This is a genomic window from Aquabacter albus, from assembly GCF_040049275.1.
GTDB lineage: Bacteria > Pseudomonadota > Alphaproteobacteria > Rhizobiales > Xanthobacteraceae > Aquabacter.
On sequence record NZ_JBDZDT010000005.1, the window covers coordinates 246,237 to 269,190 of the forward strand.

Genomic DNA, 22,954 nt, shown 5'->3' on the forward strand with positions numbered 1-22,954 from the left:
CAGAAGAGATATTATGGAATATAAATGCCATCTCCGGGTCTCACGTCCCAACACGTGACTTTGGTGGATTGCGATCCCGCTCTCAACTCCGCTGAGCCCTGCGCCAGGCGGCGGGCGTGATGCCGGCCAGCTTGCGCAATGTCCGTGTGAAATGGGCCTGATCGGCAAAGCCTGCCGCCGCCGCGATTTCAGTCAGAGGCAGCTCCTGCTGCGCGAGCATGTCCTCGACCTTCCGCATGCGCCGCGTGGTCCTTGCCGGGACGCCGCGCATTTTCCGCGACAGCGGCCTGCATGTGCGCGTGCTCATTGCACCTGAGGGGCGCGCGCCTGTCTGGTCCTATGCCGGCATGGACGGACGCACCCTCTGGCCGGGAGCGGAGGATGCGCTGACGCTGCGGGTCCATACCGTGACTGCCCTCCCCGGCCCCGCTCGACTTGCGCTGGCTACATCGCGGGAATGCCCCGCCGGCACCTCGGACCTGCTCCGCCGTGCGGTCGAGCCGTGGACTGGCCGGCGGACCTCGGGGTCGCTTAGCGCCCATCTCACCAGGGAGCGGGGCCTTCCACGGAACCGCCAGCTTGTTGCGGCCTATTGGCGGTTGGGCCATCAAGGCGTCGATATTGCCGCCTGACGCCTGCGAAGAGTTCCATGTCGATCCTCAGACAATTTGCTTCCTATTACGCGCCCTACAAGGGCTTGTTCTTGCTGGACTTTTCCTGCGCGGTGGCCTCCGGCGTGCTGGAACTCGGCTTCCCCATGGCGGTGAAGCTGTTCGTGGACCAGCTCCTTCCTGCCCAGGACTGGGACCTCATCATCCTCGCAGCAGCGGGGCTGCTGGCCATTTATCTGCTCAATACGGGGCTGATGGCGGTGGTCACCTATTGGGGGCACATGCTCGGCATCAATATCGAGACCGAGATGCGCCGCCGGGCGTTCGACCAGATCCAGAAGCTCTCCTTCAGCTTCTTCGACAACCAGAAGACCGGCCACCTCGTCGCCCGCCTGACCAAGAATCTGGAGGAAGTGGGCGAGGTCGCCCATCACGGGCCCGAAGACGTGTTCATCGCGGTGATGACCTTCATCGGCGCCTTCCTTCTGATGCTGACCGTGAACATGCCCCTGGCGCTCATCACCGGAGCCATCGTGCCCCTGGTGGCCTGGGTCACCAGCCATTACGGGCAGCACATGACGGAGAATTTCCGAGCCCTGTTCGGCCGGGTCGGCGCGTTCAACGCGCGCATCGAGGAGAATGTGGGCGGCATCCGCGTGGTCCAGGCCTTCGCCAACGAAGACCATGAGCGCGCGCTGTTCGCGCAGGACAATGCCCGCTACCGCGACACCAAGCTTGCCGCCTACCGCCTCATGGCAGCCAACACGTCCCTCAACTATCTGGGCATGCGCCTGACGCAGGTGGTTGTGATGCTGGCCGGCACCTGGTTCGTGATCCGCGGCGAATTGAGCAATGGCGGCTTCGTCAGCTTCCTTCTCCTCGTGGGCGTGTTCTTCCGGCCCATCGAGAAGATCACAGCGGTGATGGAGATCTACCCCAAGGGGGTCGCCGGCTTCCGCTCCTATCTCGAATTCCTCGGCGTGCGTCCCGACATCGCCGACCGGCCCGGCGCGGCGGAGCTTTCCGGGGCGAAGGGCGAGATCCGTTATGAAAAGGTCAGCTTCGGCTATGGCGGCGGCACGCCCGTGCTGCGCGACATCGATCTCGCCATTCGTGCCGGCGAGACGGTGGCGTTCGTCGGCCCTTCGGGCGCGGGCAAGACCACCATCTGCTCGCTGCTGCCGCGCTTCTACGAGCCGACCTCCGGCCGCATCACCGTGGACGGCCACGACATCCGCGACGTGAGGCTCTCCTCGCTCCGCCGAAGCATCGGCATCGTGCAGCAGGACGTGTTCCTGTTCAGCGGCACGATCCGCGAGAACATCGCCTACGGGCGCCTCGGCGCCTCCGAAGAGGAGGTGCGCGCCGCCGCCCGGCGCGCCCATCTCGACGAGATGATCGCCGGGCTGCCCCTGGGGCTCGACACGCTCATCGGCGAGCGCGGGGTGAAGCTGTCCGGTGGCCAGAAGCAGCGGCTTTCCATCGCGCGCATGTTCCTGAAGGACCCGCCCATCCTGATCCTGGACGAGGCCACATCCGCCCTCGACAGTGAGACCGAGCGGGAGATCCAGCGCTCGCTCGCCGAATTGTCGCAAGGGCGCACCACCCTCGTCATCGCCCATCGCCTGTCCACCGTGCGCAATGCCCATCGCATCGTGGTGGTCACCAGAGACGGCGTGGTGGAACAGGGGCCCCACCGGGAGCTGGTGCATGCCGGAGGCGTTTATTCGCGGCTCTACAGCACCCAGCTTGCGGAATAGCGCACGGTCTGCGCTTGGAATCAGATGCGGCGGGCCCGAAACTACGTGCCGCCCTGAGTGTTTCCTGTGACGGCGCCGATGGGCGCATTTCCCTTTCGGGAGAAGGAGCAGCATCCATGGCGGATTATGATTTCTATTACTGGCCCGTGCCGTTCCGTGGGCAATTCATCCGCGCCATACTGGCTTATGGCGGCAAAAGCTGGGACGAGCACGACGCCGACGAGATCGCGGGGCTCATGAGCCTCGAACCCGCCAACCAGCCAATAGCCTTCATGGGTCCGCCGGTCCTGATCGATGCGCAATCCGGTCTCGCCCTCTCGCAAATGCCCTCCATCGCGATCTACCTCGGCGACAGCCTCGGCCTCATCGCGCATGAGCCTGGGCAGAGAGCCATGACGGCCAAGGTCGCAAACGATGCGAACGACGTTATCGACGAACTGACGCTGGACGGCGGGCGTGAGATGTGGACTGAAGCCAAGTGGGAAGAATTCATCCCCAGGCTCAAGAAATGGATGGCCATCTGGGAGGCGACGGCCACCCGTCATCGCTTGAAAGAAGATAGTGGCTACCTGCTCGGCACGGCGGAGGCTGGCGTGGCCGATATCGTCACGAGCACCTTATGGTCGACGATGGCTGATCGGTTTCCGCCTATCCGGGCAATGCTGGACGCGACTGCCCCGCGGACGGCGGCCTTGACCCGCCGCATGCAGGCGATCCCTTCTCTTACCGCGCTGCAGGAGAGATCGTTCGAGCAGTATGGGCGGGCATATTGTGGCGGTGAGATTGAGAAATCCCTGCGGCGTGTGCTCGATGGCAAGGGCTAAGGAAGTAAAAGCCCCGCACGGCACGGAGCCGGCGGGGCTTTAAAGCGAAGACTGCAAGGCTGAGGTCAGGCGAGATTGTCCGCGCGCGCCCTGCCACCGACAGCTCCGGCGACGGCAGCAATGAAGGCGCCGACCAACATCGACAGGACGCTGAAGAGAGCAAACGTGGCACTCGCTTTCCGGGCGACGTCCGCAGCCTCCTTGGCCTTCTGCTTGGCGGCCTGTGCGCTTGAGATGACGTCATTCACGCGCTTTTCCGCGTCGGCCTGGCTGAGGCCGGTGCGTCCCGCGACAAGCTGGGCGAGATAGGCCCGGTCCTGCTGGGATACATCGCCTTCCGTAAGGCCGGACACGAGGATCCGCGATGCCTCGGCCCGGGCATCCTGCTGTTGGGCTCCAGGCGACGTGTTGCGGAAGAGCATGTCTGTGAAATAGGCTGTCGGGTCAGCACCCTGTCCGAGCTGGGCGATCCCCTGCTGGGCAGCCCCCTGCCCTGCCCCCTGGGCAGCGCTTGCCGCGACGCCGCCGACGGCGCTGGCGGCACCCGAAACCAATGAGGTCGTGGAAGACGCGACCATGGTCACCACGACGATGGTCGCGACACACCATGCAAGGAACCCGTGGGCCGTGTCCCGGAAGAACACCTCCTCCGTGCGCACGCCCGACCATTTGGTCCTCAAGCGCCCCGACAGATATCCGCCGAGCGCCGAAGACAGCCACTGCATGACGATCAGCCAGACCGCGCCGGATACCGCGAGGGTCGTCCCGGAGGGCAGACCGCTCCACGGAGAGGCGGTGGTCAGCCCAACCCCTACGCCGAGAACCGCGAGCACGATCGTCGTGGCGATGGCAGCAGATGCCCCCGCGAAGATGGCGGCCCAGGAGATGCAGGAGACCGAAGCCTCGCCAAGGCCTCCACGGACACTGACGTCGGAGACAACAGCCATGGGAGCCTCCTCAGTGAGCAAGCAGGATCAGGATGAGGATGATGGGGAGCGGAACGCCGAGCAGCCAGAGGAGAATGGCGGGCATTGGGAAACCTCCTTGTTACGCAAGAAGTGAACCCCCTCGCTCCCAAGCATGTTCCGGCCTCTGCATAAATAATGAGCGCCTCATTTACCTTAGGTAAAAGAAAGCCTTGGTGGCTTTGCTGGCTTATTGCGGAGCGCCGATCGTGTCGGCCATTCGTGCGCCGCGAGCGCCCATGGGCAGCGGAGGTCCCGTGGTCGTGTCCACGGCGGTCTGGTGCTCGATCTCCGCGTTAAGCTCGGCCCCGAGGAGGATGATGGTGATGGAGAGCCACATCCAGGTCATGAAGCCGACAACCGCGCCCAGGGAGCCATATGTCTGGTTATAAGTCCCGAAGCGGCTGACGTACCAGGAGAAGCCCGCGGACACGATCAGCCATAGAATGGCGGCCATCACGCTGCCCAGGCTCACCCATTTCCATCGCGCCCGTTCCCGGCACGGGCCATATCTGTAGATGACCGTGATGACCCCCGCGACGATGACGGTGAGGGCCGGCCAGCGGAGCACCGAAATCAGCCACTCGGTTCCGGTGTCGAGATAGAGCACATTCAGCACCATCGGCAGCGCCACGATGGCGGCCGTCGCAATGCTCGCAAAGACAATGGCGGTGAAGGTAAAGCCAAGGGTCAGGAACGTGAGCGTCACGAAGGACCTCCGCTCCTCTTCCTCATACGCAATGTTCAGCGCTTCGATCATGGCCTTGGTGCCGGCGTTCGCGCTCCAGAGCGCAATGGCGAGGCTGAAGACGAAGCCGAAGCTCAAGGTGGAGGATCCTTGCGCGATAACGCGCAATGCCTGATCCCGCATCACCTCGATGGCGCCGGACGGAAGAACCCAGGATGCCGCTTCCAGCTGGTCCTGAAGGCCGGAGGGATCCAGCACCAGTCCGTAAAGCGAGATCAAGGCGCTGATGGCGGGGAAGACAGCCAGGAGCGCATAGAAGGTCACGCCGGCGGCGAGGCTGAGCACCCGGTCCGCGAAGAACTCGTTAAACGTACGCAGGGCGATGTCCCGCCAGCCTTGCGAAGGAATCTGCACGGGAGTGGAGGCGGCGCGGCCACGATCGGCCCCGAGCTCCGGGGCATCCAATGGCGTAACTTGGCCATTGCGCACCCTTTCCCGGCGCCCTTGGCCCAGGTGCCGGCGGCTTCCATGCCTTGGAGCGAACGCGAGGGTCCCGGCAATCACGCCCCAGAACAACAGGCTCCAGGCGATCCGTCCCCAGTGCGTGCGCTCCATTTCACTCTCCGCTCAGTGCTGTCACACAACAAGCGGGACCGGTCGGAGGTTCACTCCGTGCTCCAACCGAAGGCCACTCACCGCCGGCGCAGGCCCTCGCGGTTTTCAGCTCTCCAAGGCGGCGAGCGTGCGTGTGGGATCACCGCGCGCTCGCCATCGTCGAGAAGGTCAGGCTCTGCGTTTCCCAGACGTTCACTTCACCAGCGGGCAGCCGCTTTCCTTGACCGGAATGTAGGCATCAGCCCCGGGGACGGTCTCGAGCAGGGTCAGATAATCCCACGGCCCTTTCGAGTCCCCGGGCTTCTTCACCTGGAACAGGTACATGTTGCCGAACACCCGGCCATTCTCACCGATGACGGCATTCTTCATCATCATGTCGTTGACCGGCGTCGCCCGCATCTTCTGCGCCACGTTGTCCGAAGCGTCCGTGCCAGTGTCCTTCACCGCTTGCAGATAGTGGCGCACCGCCGAATAGACGCCCGCCTGGTTCATGGACGGCTTGCGCCCGGTCTTCGCCTCGAACCTCTTCGACCAGGCGCGGGTCTCCTCGTTCAGGTCCCAGTAGAAGGAATTGGAAAGGATGAGCCCTTGAGCGACCTTCAGCGTCAGCGCGTGGATGTCGTTGATGTTGAGCAGCAATCCCACCAGCGTCTGGCCGCCCTGCGGCAGCCCGAACTCGGTCGCCTGCTTGATCGAGTTGATCGTATCGCCGCCAGCATTGGCCAGCGCCACCACCTTCGCGCCGGAACCCTGCGCCTGAAGAAGGAAGGAGGAGAAATCCGACGTTGCGAGCGGATGGCGCACGCTCCCCTTCACGGTGCCGCCCAGCGCCTTCACGGTTTTGCTCGCTTCCGCTTCCAGCGAATGACCGAACGCATAGTCGGCGGTGATGAAGAACCAGGTCTTCTCGCCCTTGTTCACCAACGCGCGCGCCGTGGCGGATGAGACGGAATAGGTGTCCCAGGTCCACATGAAGCCATAGGGGCTGCACGCCTTGCCCGTAAGGTCGACCGAGCCGGGACCGGACATGAGGAAGATCCGCTTGCGGTCTTTCGTGACATCCTGCACCGCGAGCGCCGCGGCGGAGTTCGGCACGTCGGCGATGACGTCGACCTGCTCGGTGTCGATCCATTTACGGGCGAGGCCTGCGGCGATATCCGCCTTGTTCTGGTGGTCGCCGGAGATGATCTCGATCGGCACGCCGTTGACGGCATTTCCGAAGTCCTCAGCAGCAAGGCGCGCCGCCAATACGGAGCCCTCACCGTTGATGTCCGAATAGATGCCGGAAAGATCCGACAGGACACCGATCTTGATCTTGCCGTCGGACGCCTGCGCCAAGGCGGGAATGGCGTGCCCGGCAACGGCAACGGCCAACGCTGCGACGAAAGTGATGCTCCTCATGTGTTCCTCCCAGTTTTTATTTCGAGAACGACATTAGACGGACGCACGAGACCTAGCGGGCGACATACCCTCCATCGACCGAGAGCGCGGTTCCGGTTACGCCGGCGCCCGCCGGCGAGCACAGAAACACCACCGCGCCGGCAATCTCCTCTGCGGTGACAGGGCGGCGGATCGGCTGGTTCTCCAGGAACACCTGCCGCACGACCTCTTCGGGCGGCAGGCCGGTCACCTTGGCCTGATCAGCCACCTGCATCTCGATGATGGGCGTCATCACCATTCCGGGACACACCGCGTTGCACGTCACCCCCATCTCCGCCACCTCGATGGCGATGGATTTGGTGAGGCCGACAAGCCCGTGCTTGGTCGCCACATAGGCCGGCTTATGCGGCGCACCGACGAGACCAAGAGCGGACGCGATGTTGACGATGCGCCCGAACCGCCGCTCGCTCATGGAGGCGATCACGGCCTTGCTGGCGTGGAAGGCTGCAGAGAGGTTCACGGCGAGAAGCAGATCCCACTTCTCCTCGGGAAAGTCCGCGAGAGGCGCCACATGCTGCACGCCGGCATTGTTGACGAGGATGTCGACAGGACCGAACTCGCCTACGGCGCGCCCCATAAGCGCGCGCACCTCCTCCGGACGGCTCATGTCAGCGTTCATATAGGCCACCTTCGTCCCGGCCATGGCGGCGGTCTCGGCACGGATGGCCTCGATCTCGTCGGGATCCCCGAAGCCATTGAGCATCACGTTGCAGCCCTCGACGGCCAGCGCCCGCGCGATGGCAAGGCCGATCCCCGAAGTGGAGCCAGTGACGACGGCGTTGCGCCCTTTCATGGATGCGTTCTCTCGTTGGATGGATCAGGAGACGATGGGGAGGCCGCCGGCGATACCAGGACGGCGCGCCGGATCCGCTTCGGGGATGGCCGTGGAATGGCCGGCCCAGGCAAAAGCAAGGCCCAGGCAAAGGCCTCGGCGATGGCGTGACCTTTCAGGCCGGCACCAATGGCGGCGGTCCTCGACGGCTGCATTTCTTCCCCAGCTTCCGCACGGCCTTCATTTTCCGCGCCGTTGCGGGGCATCGATGCGTGTGGCGGGCACGTGTTGCCGCTGAGGGAGCAAGCGGTGTGCCAGCTTCTATCGCGCGAGAAAAACAAAGAGAATCAATGGGTTGAGCAAATAGCGCTGTGGAGGATGCGCCAGGAAGCGTCCTGATTTTCGGACACCGGTCGGCAAGAACGCGGACCACGGAGAAACCAGTGCTTGTAATTCAGGGCACTTCGCGCCCTCCCCCTCCGTCCTGTAATCTGACACATATGTCCTAAAGTCAGACACTCAGGTGCGCGCGGATAGTCCAATGCACATTCCGACAGATGACCGTTTCGCTGCCGCCCGGGCGCTGCTTCTGATGGTGGAGGAGATGATCGAAGGGGCGACCCTGGTCGATCGCGAATCCCGCATCGTCTGGATCAGCGAGGGCCAGCTGGCGCTGATCGGCGGCCCCCGGCTGAGCGACGTGGTGGGGCAGGAGATCGAGCGCGTCATCCCGCACAGCCGCATGAGGGAAGTGGTCGAGACAGGCCACCCCCATCCCCTCGACATCATCCAGTATGGCGACCGCTCGCTCCTCGTGACCCGCCTGCCGCTCAAGGACGAGAAGGGCGAGGTGATCGGCTGCATCGCATTCGCCCTGAAGAACAGCATTCCCCATCTGCGGCCCATCGCCGAGCGGGTCCAGCACTTGCAGACGCGCCTCGCCCGCATCGAGCAGGCGCTCTCCACCACGCGCACCTCCCGCTACAACGTGGAACACATCCTCGGCGCGAGCCCGGCCATGCGGCAGGTGTCCCGGCTGCTGCGCCGGGCGGCGGAGGTGAAATCACCCGTGCTGCTTCTCGGAGAGACCGGCACCGGAAAGGAGATGGTGGCCCACGCCATCCACGCGGCGTCGAACCGGGTCAACCGTCCCTTCGTGGCCATCAACGTGGCCGCGGTGCCGGAAAATCTCCTGGAGGCGGAATTCTTCGGCGTCGCGCCCGGCGCGTTCACCGGCGCGGGCCGCCAGCCGCGGCCGGGAAAATTTCAGATCGCCCATGAGGGGACATTGTTCCTGGACGAGATCGGCGACATGCCCCTCCCCCTCCAGGCAAAGCTGCTGCGCACCCTGCAGGACGGAGAGGTGGAACCCGTCGGCTCGAACCAGCTCGCCCGGGTGGACGTGCGCATCATCGCGGCCACCAGCCGGGCGCTCGCCGACATGGTGCGCGCTGGGACCTTCCGGCAGGACCTCTATTACCGCCTCAATGTCCTCCCCATCCGCCTGCCGCCGCTGCGCGAGCGCGCCGGCGACATCGAGCTTCTGGCCAGACGCTTTTCCGAGCAGACGGCGGCTGCGTTCGGGATGGCCTTGCGCCCTTTGACCACCGCAGCCCTTGCGCGGCTTGGAGACCACGATTGGCCCGGCAACGTGCGCGAGCTCGCCAACGTGATTGAGCAGGTCTATGCGCGCACGGATGGAACACGCATCGAGGCGGAGCATGTTGACGAGGCGCTGCCATCGGCCTCGCCTGGGCCGCTCCAGCCGGAACCTGCTCCCGGAAGCGATCTTGCCAGCGCCGTGGCGGGGCTGGAGCGCTCCCTGATCGCCGATGCCCTAGTCCAAGCCGGAGGCAACAAGCGCGAAGCAGCACGCAGGCTCGGCGTTTCCCGCAGCAATCTCTACGCGAAGATGCAGCGTTACGGCTTGGATCTTTAAAATACTGATCAGGTAAAACATATATTGGAGTGGCCAAAGATTATTGAGCAACGGGCATGCGCGTTCATGCCCCCGAGGAGCTAGTATACTCTGGCCTGGGGATATGCGGCGCGCCCGCAGCGACGTGCGCGGCTGATTTCGGCAAGCGTCACAACTTAGAAGCCGTAGAGGCGCGCCGGGTTGTCCACCAGGATCTTGTGGAGCGTGGTGCCTGTCGCCCATTGGGCGAGGCGGTTGAGAGCCTGGCCGTCATCCACGGGACGGAATGGCTCGATCCCCGCGCCGCGGTCCACGCCGGGCTTGCCGCCAGGGTGCGGCCAGTCCGAGCCCCACAGCATGCGATCGGGATTGGCGTCGATGAAGGTGCGGGCCACCATCGCCATGTCGGAGCAATCCTCCGCCCGCGCACTGCGGTGGGGGGCCGACAGCTTTACATAGACCTTGCCGCTGGAGACAAGGTCCAGGAGCTTTTGAAGGCGGGGATCTCTGCTCTCCACCTCCTGTGCGCCCGCCCGGCCGAAATGATCGACCACCAATGTGGTGGGCAGCCTGCGGATCACATCGGAAAGGCCCGCGAGCACGGTGAGATTTGTGTAGGTCTGCACATGCCAGCCGAAGCGGGCTGCGGTGTGTGCCGCGGCCTCCATCGCCGCCCGCGCCGCAGAGAGGCTGGTCTCGCCGCGCGATTCCAGATTGACGCGCAGGCCGCGCACGCCGGCATCGTTGAGCGTCTCCAGCTCTCCATCGTCGGCATCGGGCGCCACCACGGCCACCGCCCGCGCGCGCCGGCCGAGCGCCTGCGTCGCCGCGACCGTGCAGGAATTGTCCTGCCCATAAGGGCTCGGCTGCACGATGACCACACGGTCCATGTGCAGCAGCCCCTGATGGACCTTCAGATCCTCCAGCAAGGCGGCCCCCGGCGTGTAGAGGCGCCCGGACGCGAACGGAAAGCGCTCCACCGGACCGAACACGTGCACATGGCAGTCGCAGGCCTGCTGAGGCACGGAGAAGGACGGGGGCGTGTGGGACACGCCGAGCAGCGGGGCGCCATCGACGGCGCGAGGGGCCGTGAGCGTCATGGGATATTGATCTCCCGAACCTGATTGGCTTTCTGGGTGGCCGCGCCGAGCAGGAAGGCGAGGTCGGTCCCCGTGGAGACGTAACGCGCGCCGAGGCCGACCATCTCGGCCATGAGCTGTGGACGGGTGGACAATCCGCCCACGCCCACGTGCTTTCCGTGCTTCCGGCAGGCAGCGATGGTGCGGGCGAAGGCGTCCCGTACGCGGGGATGCTCGAACTGGCCGGGGATTCCCATGTCGGCCATGAGATCGTTGGTGCCAATCAGCACCAGATCCACGCCATCGACGGCTGCGATCTCCTCGGCCTGTTCCACCGCGTCCGCGCTCTCGAACTGCACCACCACCATGGTGGCGGCATTCAGTGCCGCGAAGGCTTCCACCGTGGGAAATGAGCGGAAGTGGAGATGCGGCAGCCCGGCGGAAATGCCGCGTTCGCCGAAGGGTGGGAATTTTGCGGCGGAGACCACCGCCCGGGCCTCTTCCGCACTTCGGACATGGGGCGCGATCACGCCCAGGGCGCCGCCATCCAGCGCCCGGGAAATATAGTCCGGCGTATTGCTCGGCACCCGCACGAAGGGAACGATCCCCACCTCCAGCGCCATCATGCAGATCTGGCCAGTGGTATCGAGCCCGAAGCTGGAATGCTCCACGTCCACATAGAGCGCGTCGAAGCCGGCGGTGCGCGCGATCCGGGCAATCTCCACATGGCGCACCAGCCGCACCGTCATGGAGGCGACCACCTCGTCATTCGCCAGCTTTTCCTTCACCCGGTTGCGCAGGATCTGATCAAGGGACATGAGCACGAGAAGCCCCGCAAAGACTGTGGCAGAGGCACTTTCGGACGGGCAGTAATAAACGCCTAATCAATTCGTTGACGCTGCCCATAAACGAACTTTATGGTCTTGGACGGCTGTCGAGTTCCGTCATGATGAATCTTCGCCAGATGGAGGTGTTCTACGCCGTCATGCGCTCCGGCTCGGTGAGCGGCGCGGCGCGGATGCTGAACGTCACGCAGCCGGCGGTCAGCGCCATCCTCAAGCACTGCGAAAGCCAGTTGAAGATGAAGCTGTTCGTGCCCGTGGCGGGACGGCTTCAGCCCACGCCCGAAGCGAACGCCATCTTCCCCGACATCGCCGCCGTATTCGGCCGCCTCGACGCTGTGAAGCGCCTCACAAAGGATCTGGTGGGCGGACGGCTCGGCACCTTGTCGGTGGCGGCTGCCTTTCCCATCGCCAACGGTGTGCTCGCCCGCGCCGCCGCGACTTTCCTCAGCGACCGGCCGCATCTGCGCATCGCCTTGCAGTCGCTGACCTCGCGCCAGGTGCTGGACCGGGTGATCAACCGCGAAGTGGAGCTCGGCGCGGCCTATGAGCCGATCGTCAGCCCCGAGGTGCAGACCGAAGTGCTCGCTACCGCGAGCATCGCCTGCATCCTGCGCAACGATCACCCGCTCGCCGCCCAGGACAGCATCCGCGTCCGCGACCTCGAACCCTATCCACTTCTCAGCTACAGGCTCGACTCCACGCTCTGGCTCGGCATCGATCGCGCCTTCAACCAGGCCGGCATCGTGCCGAACGTCGTTGTGCGCTTCGGCATGTCGCTGACCGGAATGATGCTGGCGCATTTCGGAGCCGGGATCGCGCTGGTGGAGCCTTTCCTCCTGAAGGACATGGACATTCCCGACATGGTAGCGCGGCCGCTCGTGCCCCCCATCGAGCTGAAGACCGTGCTCATCCGCCATCGCTCCGCGCCGCGATCGGAGGTGATGGAGGACTTCATTTCCCACCTCAAGACGATCGTGGCCGACCCCGCGCCATAAGGGTGGGAAGCCGCCCAGGGAGACCAGATGGATGCCATGAAGCTCCGCCACATGGAGGTGTTCCACGCCATCATGCGCACAGGCTCCGTAACGGGCGCTGCGCGGATCCTGAACGTCACCCAGCCGGCCGTAAGCACCATGCTGAAGAATTGCGAAAAGCAGCTTCAGCTGAAACTGTTCGAGCGGGTCGGGGGCCGCCTTCAGCCGACCGCGGAAGCCGAGGCCATTTTCCCCGACGTCTCGGCCATCTTCTCCCGCATGGAGGACATATCGCGCCTCACCCAGGAACTGGTGGGCGGACGCCTCGGCCGGCTCACCATCGGCTCCTCCATGGCTATCGCCAACGGACATGTCGCCAAGGCGGTAGCGACCTTCATCTCCAACCGCCCGCATGTCCAGGTGGACCTCATTCCGCTGACCTCGCCGCGCGTGGTGGAGGCGGTGGTGAACGGCGAGGCAGAGATCGGCATCGCCTTCTCTCCCGTGATCAACTCCACGCTGGAGACCGAGGTGCTGCTGTGCTCGCAGCTCACGTGCGCGCTCAATGAGGACCACGAACTGGCGAAGCGTGACGTGATCGACGCGGCCGATCTCGCCCCCTACCCCATCATCTCCTATCTGCCCCAGGCCATGCTGCGTCCCGTGGTGGAACAGGTGCTGGCGGAGGCGGGCATCGCCCCTTCCCTGTCCGTGCAGGTCAATCTCTCACTGGTGGGGATCATGCTCGCCCGCTGGAGCCGCTCGGTGGCGCTGGTGGAGCCCTATCTTCTGAACACCATCCGCATTCCCAACGTGGTTGCGCGGCCGCTGCGCCCCGCCACACCGCTCACCATGCTGTTGGTGCGGCAGAAGTCTTCTCCCATCTCCAAGGTCGCCTCCCAGTTCGTCTCGCACCTGAAGCGAACCATCTCGGAAGAGCATCAACCTGCCTTATAGGCGCGGTCTGTCTTCTTATTGGACAGTTATGAATAAGGCACGGACACTCGTGCCAACAAAAAGATAAGAAGATGGGAGGAATCATTGGCCGCCTTACACTTGACTGCGATGCCTGACAGTCCGTCCCCCGCCGCTGCGCGCCGTGCCAGCGCGATGCAGGCGGATGCTGCCGGACAGCGCGATTCCCGCACTGCGGCACCGCTGCTTCAGGTGCGCGCGCTCACGCTGCAGTATAAGACCCCGGAGCATCTCGTGACCGCCACCTATCGGGTGGATTTCGACGTGCTCCGCTCGGACCGCTTTATCCTGCTCGGTCCGTCGGGCTGCGGGAAATCCACCATCCTCAAGGCGGTGGGCGGCTATCTCCAGCCAACCGAGGGCGAGATCCGCCTGAAGGGAGATCTGGTGTCCAAGCCGGGTCCCGACAGGATGATGGTGTTCCAGGAATTCGACCAGCTCCTCCCCTGGAAGACCGTCCGCCAGAATGTCGTCTTCCCTCTCGTCGCCTCCGGCAAGCTCGGCCGGAAGGAGGCGGACGAAAAGGCGATGCACTATCTGCACAAGGTGCATCTGGCGAACTTCGCCGACAGCTTCCCGCACATGCTGTCCGGCGGCATGAAGCAGCGCGTCGCCATCGCCCGCGGCATGGCCATGGAGCCCGACATCCTGCTCATGGACGAGCCGTTCGCGGCCCTCGATGCCCTCACGCGCAGGCGCATGCAGGACGAGTTGCTGACACTGTGGGAGGAGACCCGCTTCACGGTGCTCTTCGTGACCCATTCCATTCCGGAGGCCATCAAGATCGGCAGCCGCATCCTGCTGCTCTCCCCCCACCCCGGCCAGGTGAAGGCGGAACTCAACAGCGTGCGGCCCGGCCACGATTCACCCGCGGAGGCGGAGGCCCTCGCCAATTCCATCCACGAAATGCTGTTCGCCGACCGGATCGAGGAGATGGACCGTGGCTGATGTTTCCTACCGTCCCGAGATCCACCGGACCCCGCTGGGCGCGGACAAGTTCGGTATCATCGAGAAGCCCCTCACTGCCTTCGAGCAGCTCTACAACCGCGCCTGGCTGCGCAAGCTCCTGCTGCTCGTGATCCTCGCCGGCATCTGGGAAATCTATGGGCGCTGGCTGGACAATCCGCTGCTGTTTCCCACTTTCAGCGACACCATGGCAGCCCTGATTTCCGGCGTCGTGCACGGCACCATCCTGCGCCGCGCGCTCGCCTCCATCGAGGTGCTGCTGATGGGCTATGCCACTGGCATCGTCTGCGCCACGCTGCTCACCATGCTGGCCATCCGCTCGCGGCTCGGCACCGACTTCCTCGAGACCATGACGGCCATGTTCAACCCGCTGCCGGCCATCGCATTGCTGCCGCTGGCCCTCATCTGGTTCGGCCTCGGCAATGGCAGCCTCGTGTTCGTCCTCGTCCATTCGGTGCTGTGGGCGGTGGCGCTCAACACCCATGCGGGGTTCCGCAGCGTCTCCACCACCATGCGCATGGTGGGCCGCAATTACGGGCTCGGCGGGCTCAAGTTCGTGGCGCAGATCCTGATCCCGGCCGCCTTCCCGAGCATCCTCGCGGGATTGAAGATCGGCTGGGCCTTTGCGTGGCGCACGCTGATCGCCGCCGAACTGGTGTTCGGTGTCTCTTCGGGCTCCGGCGGGCTGGGCTGGTACATCTTCGAAAGCAAGAACCAGCTCAATATCCCCGATGTCTTCGCCGGCCTCCTGACCATTATCCTCATCGGGCTGTTCGTGGAAAATCTGGTGTTCCGCATCCTGGAGCAGCGGACCGTGCAGCGCTGGGGCATGCAATCCTGAAGCGGTCAGGTGGACCGCTCCTGCCGGTGGCTATTTCACCGGCAGGGCCACGTGCCGCTCATAGACGGGTGTTGAGAGCAGCCGCTCGTACCACGCCTTGAGCGTGGGAAGCTCGGGCTTCTCGATCTCATACGCGAACCAGCGGTGGACATGGACGCCGAGCGCGATGTCGGCGAGGGAGAAGGCCCCGCCTGCCACGAAGGACCCGCGGGCAAGCTGGCGGTCCAGCAGCGTCCACCAATGCCGCAACTCGGCGGCCGCCTTCTCCAGCGCTGCCAGATCGCGCCGCTCCGGCGGCGTGCGCACCAGGCCTTGCAGCAGAACCCTCTGGGGCGCGTCCACCGTGCACTGCTGCCAGTCCATCCAGCGGTCCACATTCGCCCGCGCGCGCATGTCCGCCGGCCAAAGGGCTTCGCCGCCCGGCAAGGTGGAGGCGAGATAGCGCAAGGTGGCGTTGCTCTCCCACAGGATGAAGCCGTCCTCCTCTTCGAGGGTCGGCACCCTCTGGTTGGGGTTCATGGCGAGATAGGCCGGCGTGTCGGTGCCACCGAACGGTCCGCCCACATCGATCCGCTGATAGGGAACCTCGAGCAACTCCAGGAGCCAGACCAGTTTCATCACATTGCTCGAATTGGCCCGGCCCCAGACGCGGAGCATTCCCGTTTCTCCCCATCATGTTCAATGCGAGTCTCGCGTGCGGCTTTCTACTTGTACTTCCGGCCCGCCAAGGCGTGCAGATCGGCACCGCCCTCGATGTCCTGCTTGCGGCGCGTGTCGGCCGCATCGATGCGCTGCGCTTCCTTGAGCACTGCTGCCGCATGGGCGAACGGCACGAATACGATGCCGGCATCGTCCGCCAGCACAAGGTCCCCCGCCTCCACCGAGAAGCCGGCGATCCGGACCCGGCCGTTGATCTCCACGGTCTCAAGCCGCCACTTGCCGGTGATCGGCGTGACGCCGCGCGCCCAGATGGGAAAGCCAAGTTCCCGCGAAGCGTCCGGATCACGATAAGAGCCGTCGATCACCGCGCCCGCGCAGCCTTGGCGATGGGCGAGGGTCGCCGATTGGCCGCCCATGTTGGACACGCCGAAAATGCCTTCGATGACCACCACATCGCCGGGCTCGGCGAGATTGTAGGCCTCCTGCTCGCCCATCAGGTTGCGCCCCTCCTGCGCGGCGGGGAAATCCCGTGTCTGGCGCTCCACATTGCGCACCGTGATCGCCTGTCCCGCCACCCTCTTTCCGGGGCTTGCGGGCGGTAGGACGGAGGCGGGGATGGTGCCGGTCAATCCCAGATTGTCCATGCTGTCGGACACGGTCCCAGTGAGGTCCACGAGCCGGGCGAAGCCCTCGACGACCTCCCGGGGCAGCCGCTCGATCTCCATGCGCCGCACCGCCTCCGGCGGCACCTTGCCGAGAAGCTGCTTGCGTACCCGAAGCGCGGTATCTGCGTTCGACATGAACTTTCTCCATGAGCGGGTGCCGGCGGAGGCGGCTTCAGTTCCCCGGCAGGTCGTGAGCGATGGGGAAGAAGAACTCCTTCCAGTCCTCCGGAATGTTGGACTGGATCTGGCCGGTCTTCTTCATGTGCTTGGCGATGACCATGGTGCCGAGGGGGGTGATCTCCCAGCCGGTGCTTGGGTCCTTGATGATGTCCACGATCTCCCTGGCGGTGATCTTCCCGCCGGGATTGGCGGCGAGGTAGATCTGCGCGGCGCGCTCCGCATCGGTGTTGATCAGGTCCACCGCCTGCTGGAGCGCATCCCGGAAGACCCGGATCAGCCGCGGATTGTCCGCGTAGAATTTCTCGGTGGTGTAGATGATGCCGTTGGACACCGGCTGGCCCACCACGTCCTCGGTCTGAAGCACCTTGCGGATGCCCGGATGCGCCGCCTCCATCTGCACGAAGGGCGGAGAGGCGAAATGGGCGGTGATCTCCGTGTTGGAGAACAGCGCCGTCATGGCGTCGGGATGCGCGCGGGACACGGTGAGGGGATCGAGGCGGCGCATGCCCTCCGGCCCGAACGCCTTCTCAGCCGCCATCTGAAGGAACATGGCCGGAGTGGAGGAGCCCACCGCAGGAACCGCGATGCGGTCCTTGGAAGTGAAATCGGCTACCGTCTTCACATTGGGATTGTTGGTGGCCAGCACGAACGACATATGGCCATAGCCGAACAGCGCCCGCACGAGCTTGCCGCGGCTCTTATCCCACAGATTGAGGAAGGAGGTGGAGCCGGTAAAGGCAAGATCGAGATTGCCGGAGAGGATGGCATCATTGAGCTGGGGGCCGCCCGCGGTGCGCACCCACACCGTCTCGATCTCGCCCAGCCCCGCCTTCCGGGCCTGGGCCTCGATCAGCTTTTCCCGCTCCATGACGGTGGGCACGAGATAGGTGAGGCCATACTGCACACCGAGCCGGAGCTTGTTGGTCTCCGCCGACGCCGGAGTGGCCGTCAGGCCGGCAACGATGGCGGCCGCGATGATGCACCAGATCGATCTTCCCACGTCGTCCTCCCTCCTTTTATGCCGCGTCTTTCACGCATCGGCATGCCGCAGGGATGGCCGCGACGTGTGCCGTTGACGGACCGCGACTTCATTCTTTGAGACAGTTTTCGGCCTTGTGTGGATAGACGACGCCCCGACGAAGACTGAAGATCCAAAACTTTCAGCCGGATCGGAGCCTATAAGCCGCCGCCATCCTCCCATTGTTTTTGGTTGTTCTTGTGCGCGGCACCGCCAAGGATGCCGGGGCCGGAACCGGACGATAGGGCAGCACCCACTGGCGCAGAAATTAAAAAAGCCCGTTCCCCCATAAGGCCCGATAATGGTGGATTTGGCTGGCCTTCGCTCTCGGCGGATGACAGGCTCGCCCCATGCCTCCGTCGCTCCGGCCCCCGGCTTTCGTGCCGCCCCCGCACTCCTGCGATGCCCATTGCCATATCTGGGGACCGACGGACCGCTTTCCATTCGCCGCGGCGCGGCCCTATACGCCGCCAGAGCGTGGAAAGGAGATGCTGTTCACCCTGCATGCGCGGCTCGGCATCGAACGGGCGGTGCTGGTGCAGCCCATCGTCCACGGCACCGATAACCGGGCCATGCTCGATGCCATTGCCAGTGATCCCGCGCGCTATCGCGGTGTCGCCCTCGTCGCGCCGGACATCAGCGAACGAGACCTGCTGCGGCTGCACGAAGGCGGCGTCCGGGGCGTGCGCTTCGCCCTCGTGCGGCACCTCTCCGCCCGACCCGATCTGCATGCGCTTTGGCGCACCGTCGAGAAGGTTCAACCGCTCGGCTGGCATGCCCTGCTGCACGTGGACGCCGGCCAGCTGCCAGACCTGCACGAGATCGTCGACGGGCTCCCCCTCCCCTGCGTCATCGATCATATGGGCCGCGTGGATGCAGGGGCGGGCCTCGACCAGCCTGCCTTCGCGGCCTTGCTGGCGCTCGCGGCGAGAGACCATTGCTGGATCAAGCTGTCAGGCGCCGACCGGGTCTCCGCTTCAGGCCCGCCTTTCCGCGATGCCGTGCCGTTCGCGCGCGCCTTGATGGCCGCCGCGCCCGACCGGGTGATCTGGGGCCTGGACTTTCCCCATCCCCTTCCGCGTCATACCGAGGTGGATGATGGCGTCCTCCTCGACCTTCTGCCGTCATTTGGCGATGCGCAGGCCCTGCACCAGCTCCTGGTGGGCAATCCCGAGCGCCTCTATGGCTTCGCGGACCGAGTGGCCGAATAAATTCCGGTTATGGATGGGGCCGATTATAATATTGGCGCAAATAGGCCTCCCAACGCACCGTAGCGCCCAAGACGAATAACGACCCGGGACGGAACGCAAAAAGCTTCGACACAGCAGCGCCGAGACGGCCGTGCCTTGCTCAACGGCGCGTGCAGCCACGTATCGGCGCGGCCGTTGTGTCCATGGGAGGCGGCGATGAAGGTCTATATCCTCGACAAGTTTCATCCGGCCGGCGTGGAGCTGATGCAGCAGCACGCCGACGTGGTGCTCTGGGACGATCCCAGGGCCGCCAACTGGCACCAGGACGCCGATGCGATCATGGTGCGCATGTGGCCCCTGACGGCCGAGGACTTCGCCAAGGCCACGCGACTGAAGGTGGTCGCCAAGCAGGGTGTCGGCGTCAACACCGTCGACCTCGATGCGGCGCGCCGCCATGGCGTCACGGTCTGCAATACGCCCGGCATCAATAGCGAGGCCGTGGCGGAGATGGCCATGGCGCTCACGCTCGCGGTGGCTCGTCGCGTCGCCGACTTTGCGGCCCGCATCCGCTCCGGCGAAGTGGTGGAGCGCGCCGATGCCCTCGGAGTCGAGCTCTGGCACCGCACGGTCGGTGTGGTCGGCATGGGCAATATCGGCACGCGGGTGGCGCGGAAATGGCGGGGCGCCTTCGAGACCCCCCTCATCGCCTATGACCCCTTCGCGCCTCGCGACGCATGGGCGGATATTCCCCATGAGCGCGTGGACGATCTCACCGCCCTGCTGAAGCGCGCGGATGTCGTGACGCTGCACCTGCCCCTCACGTCCCAGACCCGCCATCTCATCGGCGCGCACGAACTCACGCTGATGAAGCCGGACGCCATCCTCGTGAATGTGTCGCGCGGCGGCATCGTCGACGAGGATGCGCTCTACGATGCGCTCAAGGCTGGCCGCATCTTCGGTGCGGGCCTCGACGTGTTCGAGGTGGAGCCGCCGACCACGGCCAACAAGCTGGTATCGCTGCCGAACCTCGTGGCGACGCCCCATGCGGCGGGCTCCACCGAGGATACGCAAGCGCGGAGCTCCCGCCTCGTCGCCGAACAGCTCCTCGACGTGGTGGCCGGCAAAGAGCCGCTGAGCCGCGTCGCCTGACCTTTCGATCTCTTCTTGACGGAGCATCCCATGTCTTCAGCCCCCCTCGCCATCCCTAACCCCACGAGGGACCGCATGGCGGCCGGCGACGTCGCGCTCGGCATGAATGTGCGGCTCGGCCACAATGGCGACATCGCCCGCATCGCCAAGGCGACCGGGCACGATTTCATCTTCATCGACATGCAGCATTCCCTGTTCGCCACCGAAACGGTGGGGCACATCGCCCAGGCCGCTCTGGGTTGCGGCATCTCGCCCATGGTGCGGGTGCGCACGCCGGAGGACCCGAACGTACCGCTGCTGCTGGACAACGGCGTCACCGGCATCATCTTCCCAGACGTGGAGACGGCGGAGGATGCCCGGCGTGCGGTGAATGCGGCGAAGTTCGCCCCCGTCGGTACGCGCTCCGTGTGCGGCGGCTATCCCTATTTCAACTATGCGCCGACCCCGCTCACCCAGACCATTCCCGCCATGAATGCCGCCACACTGGTGGTCTGCATGATCGAGACCATGAAGGGCCTTCAGAATGTGGAGGAGATCGCGGCCGTGGACGGCGTGGACGTGGTCCATGTGGGCGCCAACGACCTGCTGACTTCCATGGGAAAGCCGGGGCAGTTCGGCGATCCGGAGATCATGGCGGCCATCGAGCGGGTCATCGATGTGGCCAAGGCCCATGGCCGCTATTCCGGCTTCGGCGGCGACCGCAATGTGGAGCGCCAGGTCTCGCTGATCCGCCGTGGGGCGCGCTTCGTGACCACCCAGACCGACATCGGCTTCCTCATGGCGGAAGCCAACCGGGTCACCGGAAGCTTGCGCACGGCGCTCGCCGCCAAGGCCGCCTGAGCCGCAAGGAGCCGAGCCCATGTATGCCGCTCCTCCAGTCATCGAGACGCAGGTATTCGCGCGCGTGCCGGACCATCTGCGCCGCACGAGCAATCCCGTGGTCCGCGGGGGCCACGCGCGCGACTGCTTCCTCGAAGGCCCCTCCTTCGACCGCGCCGGCAATCTCTACTGCGTGGACATTCCCTATGGCCGCATCTTCCGCGTCTCGCCGGACGGGGTGTTCGACGTGGTGTGCGAATATGACGGCACTCCCAACGGGCTGAAGATCCACAAGGACGGCCGGATCTTCATCACCGACAACAAGCAGGGCCTCATGGTGCTCGATCCGGGTTCGGGCGCGATCCGCCCCCATCTCGAATGGGCCCTGCACGAGCGCTTCCGCGGCACCAACGACCTGATCTTCAGCCGCGACGGCGACATCTATTTCACGGACCAGGGACAGACCGGCCTCCAGAACCCGGCGGGTTGCCTCTATCGACTGCGCACGGACGGCCAGCTCGACCGGCTCCTGGACACCATTCCGAGCCCCAACGGCCTCGTCCTCGATGCCGCCGAGCAGACGCTCTATCTCGCCGTCACACGGGCCAACAATGTCTGGCGCGTGCCCCTTCACCTCACGGGCAACGGCATGCCTTCCCGGGTGGGCGTGTTCATCCAGATGTCCGGCGGCACCGGGCCGGACGGCATGGCCATGGCGGCGGACGGCAGCCTTGCCGTCGCCCATGTGGGCCTGGGAACCGTCTGGCTGTTCAGCAAGCTCGGCGAGCCCACGGGCCGCATCCGCTCCTGCGCCGGGCTCCTGACCACCAATGTCGCCTTCGGCGGGCCCGAGGGGCGCACCCTCTACATCACGGAGTCGGAGACCGGCCACATCCTGAAGGCGGAGGTCCCGGTCAGCGGGTTGCCGCTCTATTCGCACACATAAGCCCCACAACGGGCATCCGGGGAGGACGCAGATGATCAAGACCCTGCACAAGATGGCCTTCGCCGCGCTCCTTGGACTGCTCATGCTGCCCGCGGACCATGCCCGGGCGGAAGTGAAGGAGGTCAGGATCGGCGGGCAGCCGGGCCTGCCCTATCTGCCCTTCACCATCATGGAGCGCTTCAAGCTGATCGAGAAGCACGCTGCCACTTCCAAGCTCGGCGAACTGAAGGCGGTGTGGATCACGCGCGCCGGCCCGGCGGAATTGCTCGACGCCATGCTGGGCGGACGGCTGGACATGATCGGCATCGGCATCCCGGCCCTCGTCACGCTCTATGACAAGACCGCCGGGACAAGCCGCGAGGTGAAGGGGCTCTGGGCGCTCCAGTCCATGCCCTTCTACCTCGTCACCAACAATCCCCAGATCAAGACGCTGCGCGACTTCACGGACAGGGACAAGATCGCCGTGCCCTCCGTGAAGGTGTCGAGCCAGGCCATCGCCCTGCAGATGGCGGCGGCCCAGGCGTTCGGGCAGGAGAGCTATGCCAAGCTCGATCCCCTCACCATCTCGCGCGGCCATCCGGACGCGACCACCGCCCTCATGAGCGGCAGCAACGAGATCACCGCACACTTCTCCTCTTCGCCCTTCTATTATTTCGAGCTGGCGGACCCCAAGATCCATAAAGTTCTCACCTCCTACGAGGTGACCGGCGGCGAACATACCAACGGCATCCTCGCCTCCACCACCGCCTTCTACACCGCCAATCCGGAGGTCTGCGCCGTGGTGCGCGCGGCGGAGGAGGAGGCCAACGCCTTCATCAAGGCGAACCCGCGCGAAGCGGCCCAGATCTATATCGACGCCACCAACGACAAGAGCCGCTCGGTGGACGAGGTGGCGAAGATGGTGGCCGATCCGGAGGTCAACTACACAACGACGCCGCTCAACATCATGAAGATCGCCACCTTCATGTATCAGACCGGCAGCTACAAGAACCCGGCGAAGCGCTGGCAGGACCTGTTCCATCCCTCCGCCCATGATCTGCCCGGAAGCTGAGGT

At 65.0% G+C, this 22,954-nt stretch carries 23 protein-coding genes; 13 read left to right on the forward strand and 10 right to left on the reverse strand.

Going from position 1 to position 22,954, the window contains the following annotated elements:
* Positions 1 to 82: 82 nt before the first annotated feature.
* Entirely contained in the window at positions 83 to 307 is a 225-nt protein-coding gene (locus tag ABLE91_RS13880; protein ID WP_348931487.1) for a helix-turn-helix domain-containing protein, read from the reverse strand.
* On the opposite strand from ABLE91_RS13880, the gene ABLE91_RS13885 reads away from it, so the two are divergent.
* The 3 genes from ABLE91_RS13885 (at position 219) to gst (ending at position 3,195) form a co-directional block, all read left to right on the forward strand.
* The gene (locus ABLE91_RS13885) at positions 219 to 632 is read left to right on the forward strand and encodes a hypothetical protein (RefSeq protein WP_348932087.1); all 414 of its coding nucleotides are present in this window, start codon (positions 219 to 221) and stop codon (positions 630 to 632) included. The two genes, ABLE91_RS13880 and ABLE91_RS13885, sit on opposite strands and share 89 nt — an antisense overlap.
* A 23-nt stretch (positions 633 to 655) precedes the next feature.
* Positions 656 to 2,371 carry an ABC transporter ATP-binding protein gene (locus tag ABLE91_RS13890; RefSeq protein ID WP_348932054.1) on the forward strand — a complete coding sequence of 572 codons (1,716 nt, stop codon included), beginning with the start codon at positions 656 to 658 and terminating at the stop codon, positions 2,369 to 2,371.
* Positions 2,372 to 2,487: 116 nt separating this feature from the next.
* On the forward strand, positions 2,488 to 3,195 hold the full coding sequence (gene gst, locus ABLE91_RS13895) for a glutathione transferase, Atu5508 family (protein WP_348931489.1): 708 nt from the start codon (positions 2,488 to 2,490) through the stop codon (positions 3,193 to 3,195).
* A 65-nt stretch (positions 3,196 to 3,260) separates the two neighbouring features.
* On the opposite strand, the gene ABLE91_RS13900 is transcribed toward gst, so the two are convergent.
* The 4 genes from ABLE91_RS13900 to ABLE91_RS13915 form a co-directional block, all read right to left on the reverse strand.
* Entirely contained in the window at positions 3,261 to 4,142 is an 882-nt protein-coding gene (locus ABLE91_RS13900) for a hypothetical protein (RefSeq protein WP_348931491.1), read from the reverse strand.
* A gap of 208 nt (positions 4,143 to 4,350) precedes the next feature.
* Positions 4,351 to 5,313, reverse strand: a complete 963-nt coding sequence (locus tag ABLE91_RS13905) for a YihY/virulence factor BrkB family protein (RefSeq protein ID WP_348931492.1) — start codon at positions 5,311 to 5,313, stop codon at positions 4,351 to 4,353.
* Positions 5,314 to 5,655: 342 nt separating this feature from the next.
* Positions 5,656 to 6,864 (reverse strand): ABC transporter substrate-binding protein, encoded by a 1,209-nt coding sequence (locus ABLE91_RS13910; protein WP_348931493.1) that lies wholly within the window; start codon positions 6,862 to 6,864, stop codon positions 5,656 to 5,658.
* A gap of 52 nt (positions 6,865 to 6,916) precedes the next feature.
* A complete protein-coding gene (locus tag ABLE91_RS13915; RefSeq protein WP_348931495.1) occupies positions 6,917 to 7,696 on the reverse strand; it encodes a 3-hydroxybutyrate dehydrogenase in 780 nt (259 codons plus the stop codon).
* Positions 7,697 to 8,216: 520 nt separating this feature from the next.
* On the opposite strand from ABLE91_RS13915, the gene ABLE91_RS13920 reads away from it, so the two are divergent.
* On the forward strand, positions 8,217 to 9,614 hold the full coding sequence (locus ABLE91_RS13920) for a sigma-54 interaction domain-containing protein (RefSeq protein WP_348931497.1): 1,398 nt from the start codon (positions 8,217 to 8,219) through the stop codon (positions 9,612 to 9,614).
* A gap of 155 nt (positions 9,615 to 9,769) precedes the next feature.
* On the opposite strand, the gene ABLE91_RS13925 is transcribed toward ABLE91_RS13920, so the two are convergent.
* Together ABLE91_RS13925 and ABLE91_RS13930 are read right to left on the reverse strand one after the other, a co-directional pair.
* On the reverse strand, positions 9,770 to 10,693 hold the full coding sequence (locus ABLE91_RS13925; protein ID WP_348931498.1) for an amidohydrolase family protein: 924 nt from the start codon (positions 10,691 to 10,693) through the stop codon (positions 9,770 to 9,772).
* A complete protein-coding gene (locus ABLE91_RS13930) occupies positions 10,690 to 11,490 on the reverse strand; it encodes an HpcH/HpaI aldolase family protein (RefSeq protein WP_348931500.1) in 801 nt (266 codons plus the stop codon). The genes ABLE91_RS13925 and ABLE91_RS13930 overlap by 4 nt, the downstream gene beginning before the upstream one ends.
* A 128-nt stretch (positions 11,491 to 11,618) precedes the next feature.
* On the opposite strand from ABLE91_RS13930, the gene ABLE91_RS13935 reads away from it, so the two are divergent.
* The 4 genes from ABLE91_RS13935 to ABLE91_RS13950 all read left to right on the forward strand — a co-directional run bounded on the left by ABLE91_RS13935 (position 11,619) and on the right by ABLE91_RS13950 (position 15,273).
* Positions 11,619 to 12,512, forward strand: a complete 894-nt coding sequence (locus ABLE91_RS13935) for a LysR substrate-binding domain-containing protein (RefSeq protein WP_348931502.1) — start codon at positions 11,619 to 11,621, stop codon at positions 12,510 to 12,512.
* Between the two features lie 36 nt (positions 12,513 to 12,548).
* Entirely contained in the window at positions 12,549 to 13,448 is a 900-nt protein-coding gene (locus tag ABLE91_RS13940; protein WP_348931504.1) for a LysR family transcriptional regulator, read from the forward strand.
* Positions 13,449 to 13,601: 153 nt separating this feature from the next.
* The gene (locus tag ABLE91_RS13945; protein WP_348932057.1) at positions 13,602 to 14,414 is read left to right on the forward strand and encodes an ABC transporter ATP-binding protein; all 813 of its coding nucleotides are present in this window, start codon (positions 13,602 to 13,604) and stop codon (positions 14,412 to 14,414) included.
* Positions 14,407 to 15,273 (forward strand): ABC transporter permease, encoded by an 867-nt coding sequence (locus tag ABLE91_RS13950; RefSeq protein ID WP_510181946.1) that lies wholly within the window; start codon positions 14,407 to 14,409, stop codon positions 15,271 to 15,273. Before ABLE91_RS13945 ends, ABLE91_RS13950 begins: the two co-directional genes overlap by 8 nt.
* Positions 15,274 to 15,303: 30 nt before the next feature.
* Here the strand turns inward: ABLE91_RS13950 and ABLE91_RS13955 are convergent, their stop codons facing one another.
* From ABLE91_RS13955 to ABLE91_RS13965, 3 genes are read right to left on the reverse strand one after another with little or no spacing between them, the layout of a single operon-like run.
* Positions 15,304 to 15,930: a glutathione S-transferase family protein gene (locus ABLE91_RS13955; protein ID WP_348931506.1), complete on the reverse strand. Its 627-nt coding sequence runs from the start codon at positions 15,928 to 15,930 to the stop codon at positions 15,304 to 15,306.
* A 47-nt stretch (positions 15,931 to 15,977) separates the two neighbouring features.
* Positions 15,978 to 16,733 (reverse strand): RraA family protein, encoded by a 756-nt coding sequence (locus tag ABLE91_RS13960; RefSeq protein WP_348931507.1) that lies wholly within the window; start codon positions 16,731 to 16,733, stop codon positions 15,978 to 15,980.
* A gap of 37 nt (positions 16,734 to 16,770) precedes the next feature.
* A complete protein-coding gene (locus ABLE91_RS13965; protein WP_348931509.1) occupies positions 16,771 to 17,778 on the reverse strand; it encodes an ABC transporter substrate-binding protein in 1,008 nt (335 codons plus the stop codon).
* Positions 17,779 to 18,146: 368 nt separating this feature from the next.
* On the opposite strand from ABLE91_RS13965, the gene ABLE91_RS13970 reads away from it, so the two are divergent.
* From ABLE91_RS13970 to ABLE91_RS13990, 5 genes are all read left to right on the forward strand, one after another.
* Positions 18,147 to 19,007 (forward strand): amidohydrolase family protein, encoded by an 861-nt coding sequence (locus tag ABLE91_RS13970; RefSeq protein WP_348931510.1) that lies wholly within the window; start codon positions 18,147 to 18,149, stop codon positions 19,005 to 19,007.
* A gap of 195 nt (positions 19,008 to 19,202) precedes the next feature.
* Positions 19,203 to 20,135 (forward strand): hydroxyacid dehydrogenase, encoded by a 933-nt coding sequence (locus ABLE91_RS13975; RefSeq protein WP_348931512.1) that lies wholly within the window; start codon positions 19,203 to 19,205, stop codon positions 20,133 to 20,135.
* 30 nt (positions 20,136 to 20,165) lie between these two features.
* Positions 20,166 to 20,975, forward strand: coding sequence for an HpcH/HpaI aldolase family protein (locus tag ABLE91_RS13980; RefSeq protein ID WP_348931513.1), 810 nt, complete (start codon positions 20,166 to 20,168; stop codon positions 20,973 to 20,975).
* A 19-nt stretch (positions 20,976 to 20,994) separates the two neighbouring features.
* On the forward strand, positions 20,995 to 21,900 hold the full coding sequence (locus tag ABLE91_RS13985) for an SMP-30/gluconolactonase/LRE family protein (RefSeq protein ID WP_348931515.1): 906 nt from the start codon (positions 20,995 to 20,997) through the stop codon (positions 21,898 to 21,900).
* A gap of 31 nt (positions 21,901 to 21,931) precedes the next feature.
* A complete protein-coding gene (locus ABLE91_RS13990) occupies positions 21,932 to 22,951 on the forward strand; it encodes an ABC transporter substrate-binding protein (RefSeq protein WP_348931517.1) in 1,020 nt (339 codons plus the stop codon).
* The last annotated feature ends 3 nt before the right edge of the window (positions 22,952 to 22,954 follow it).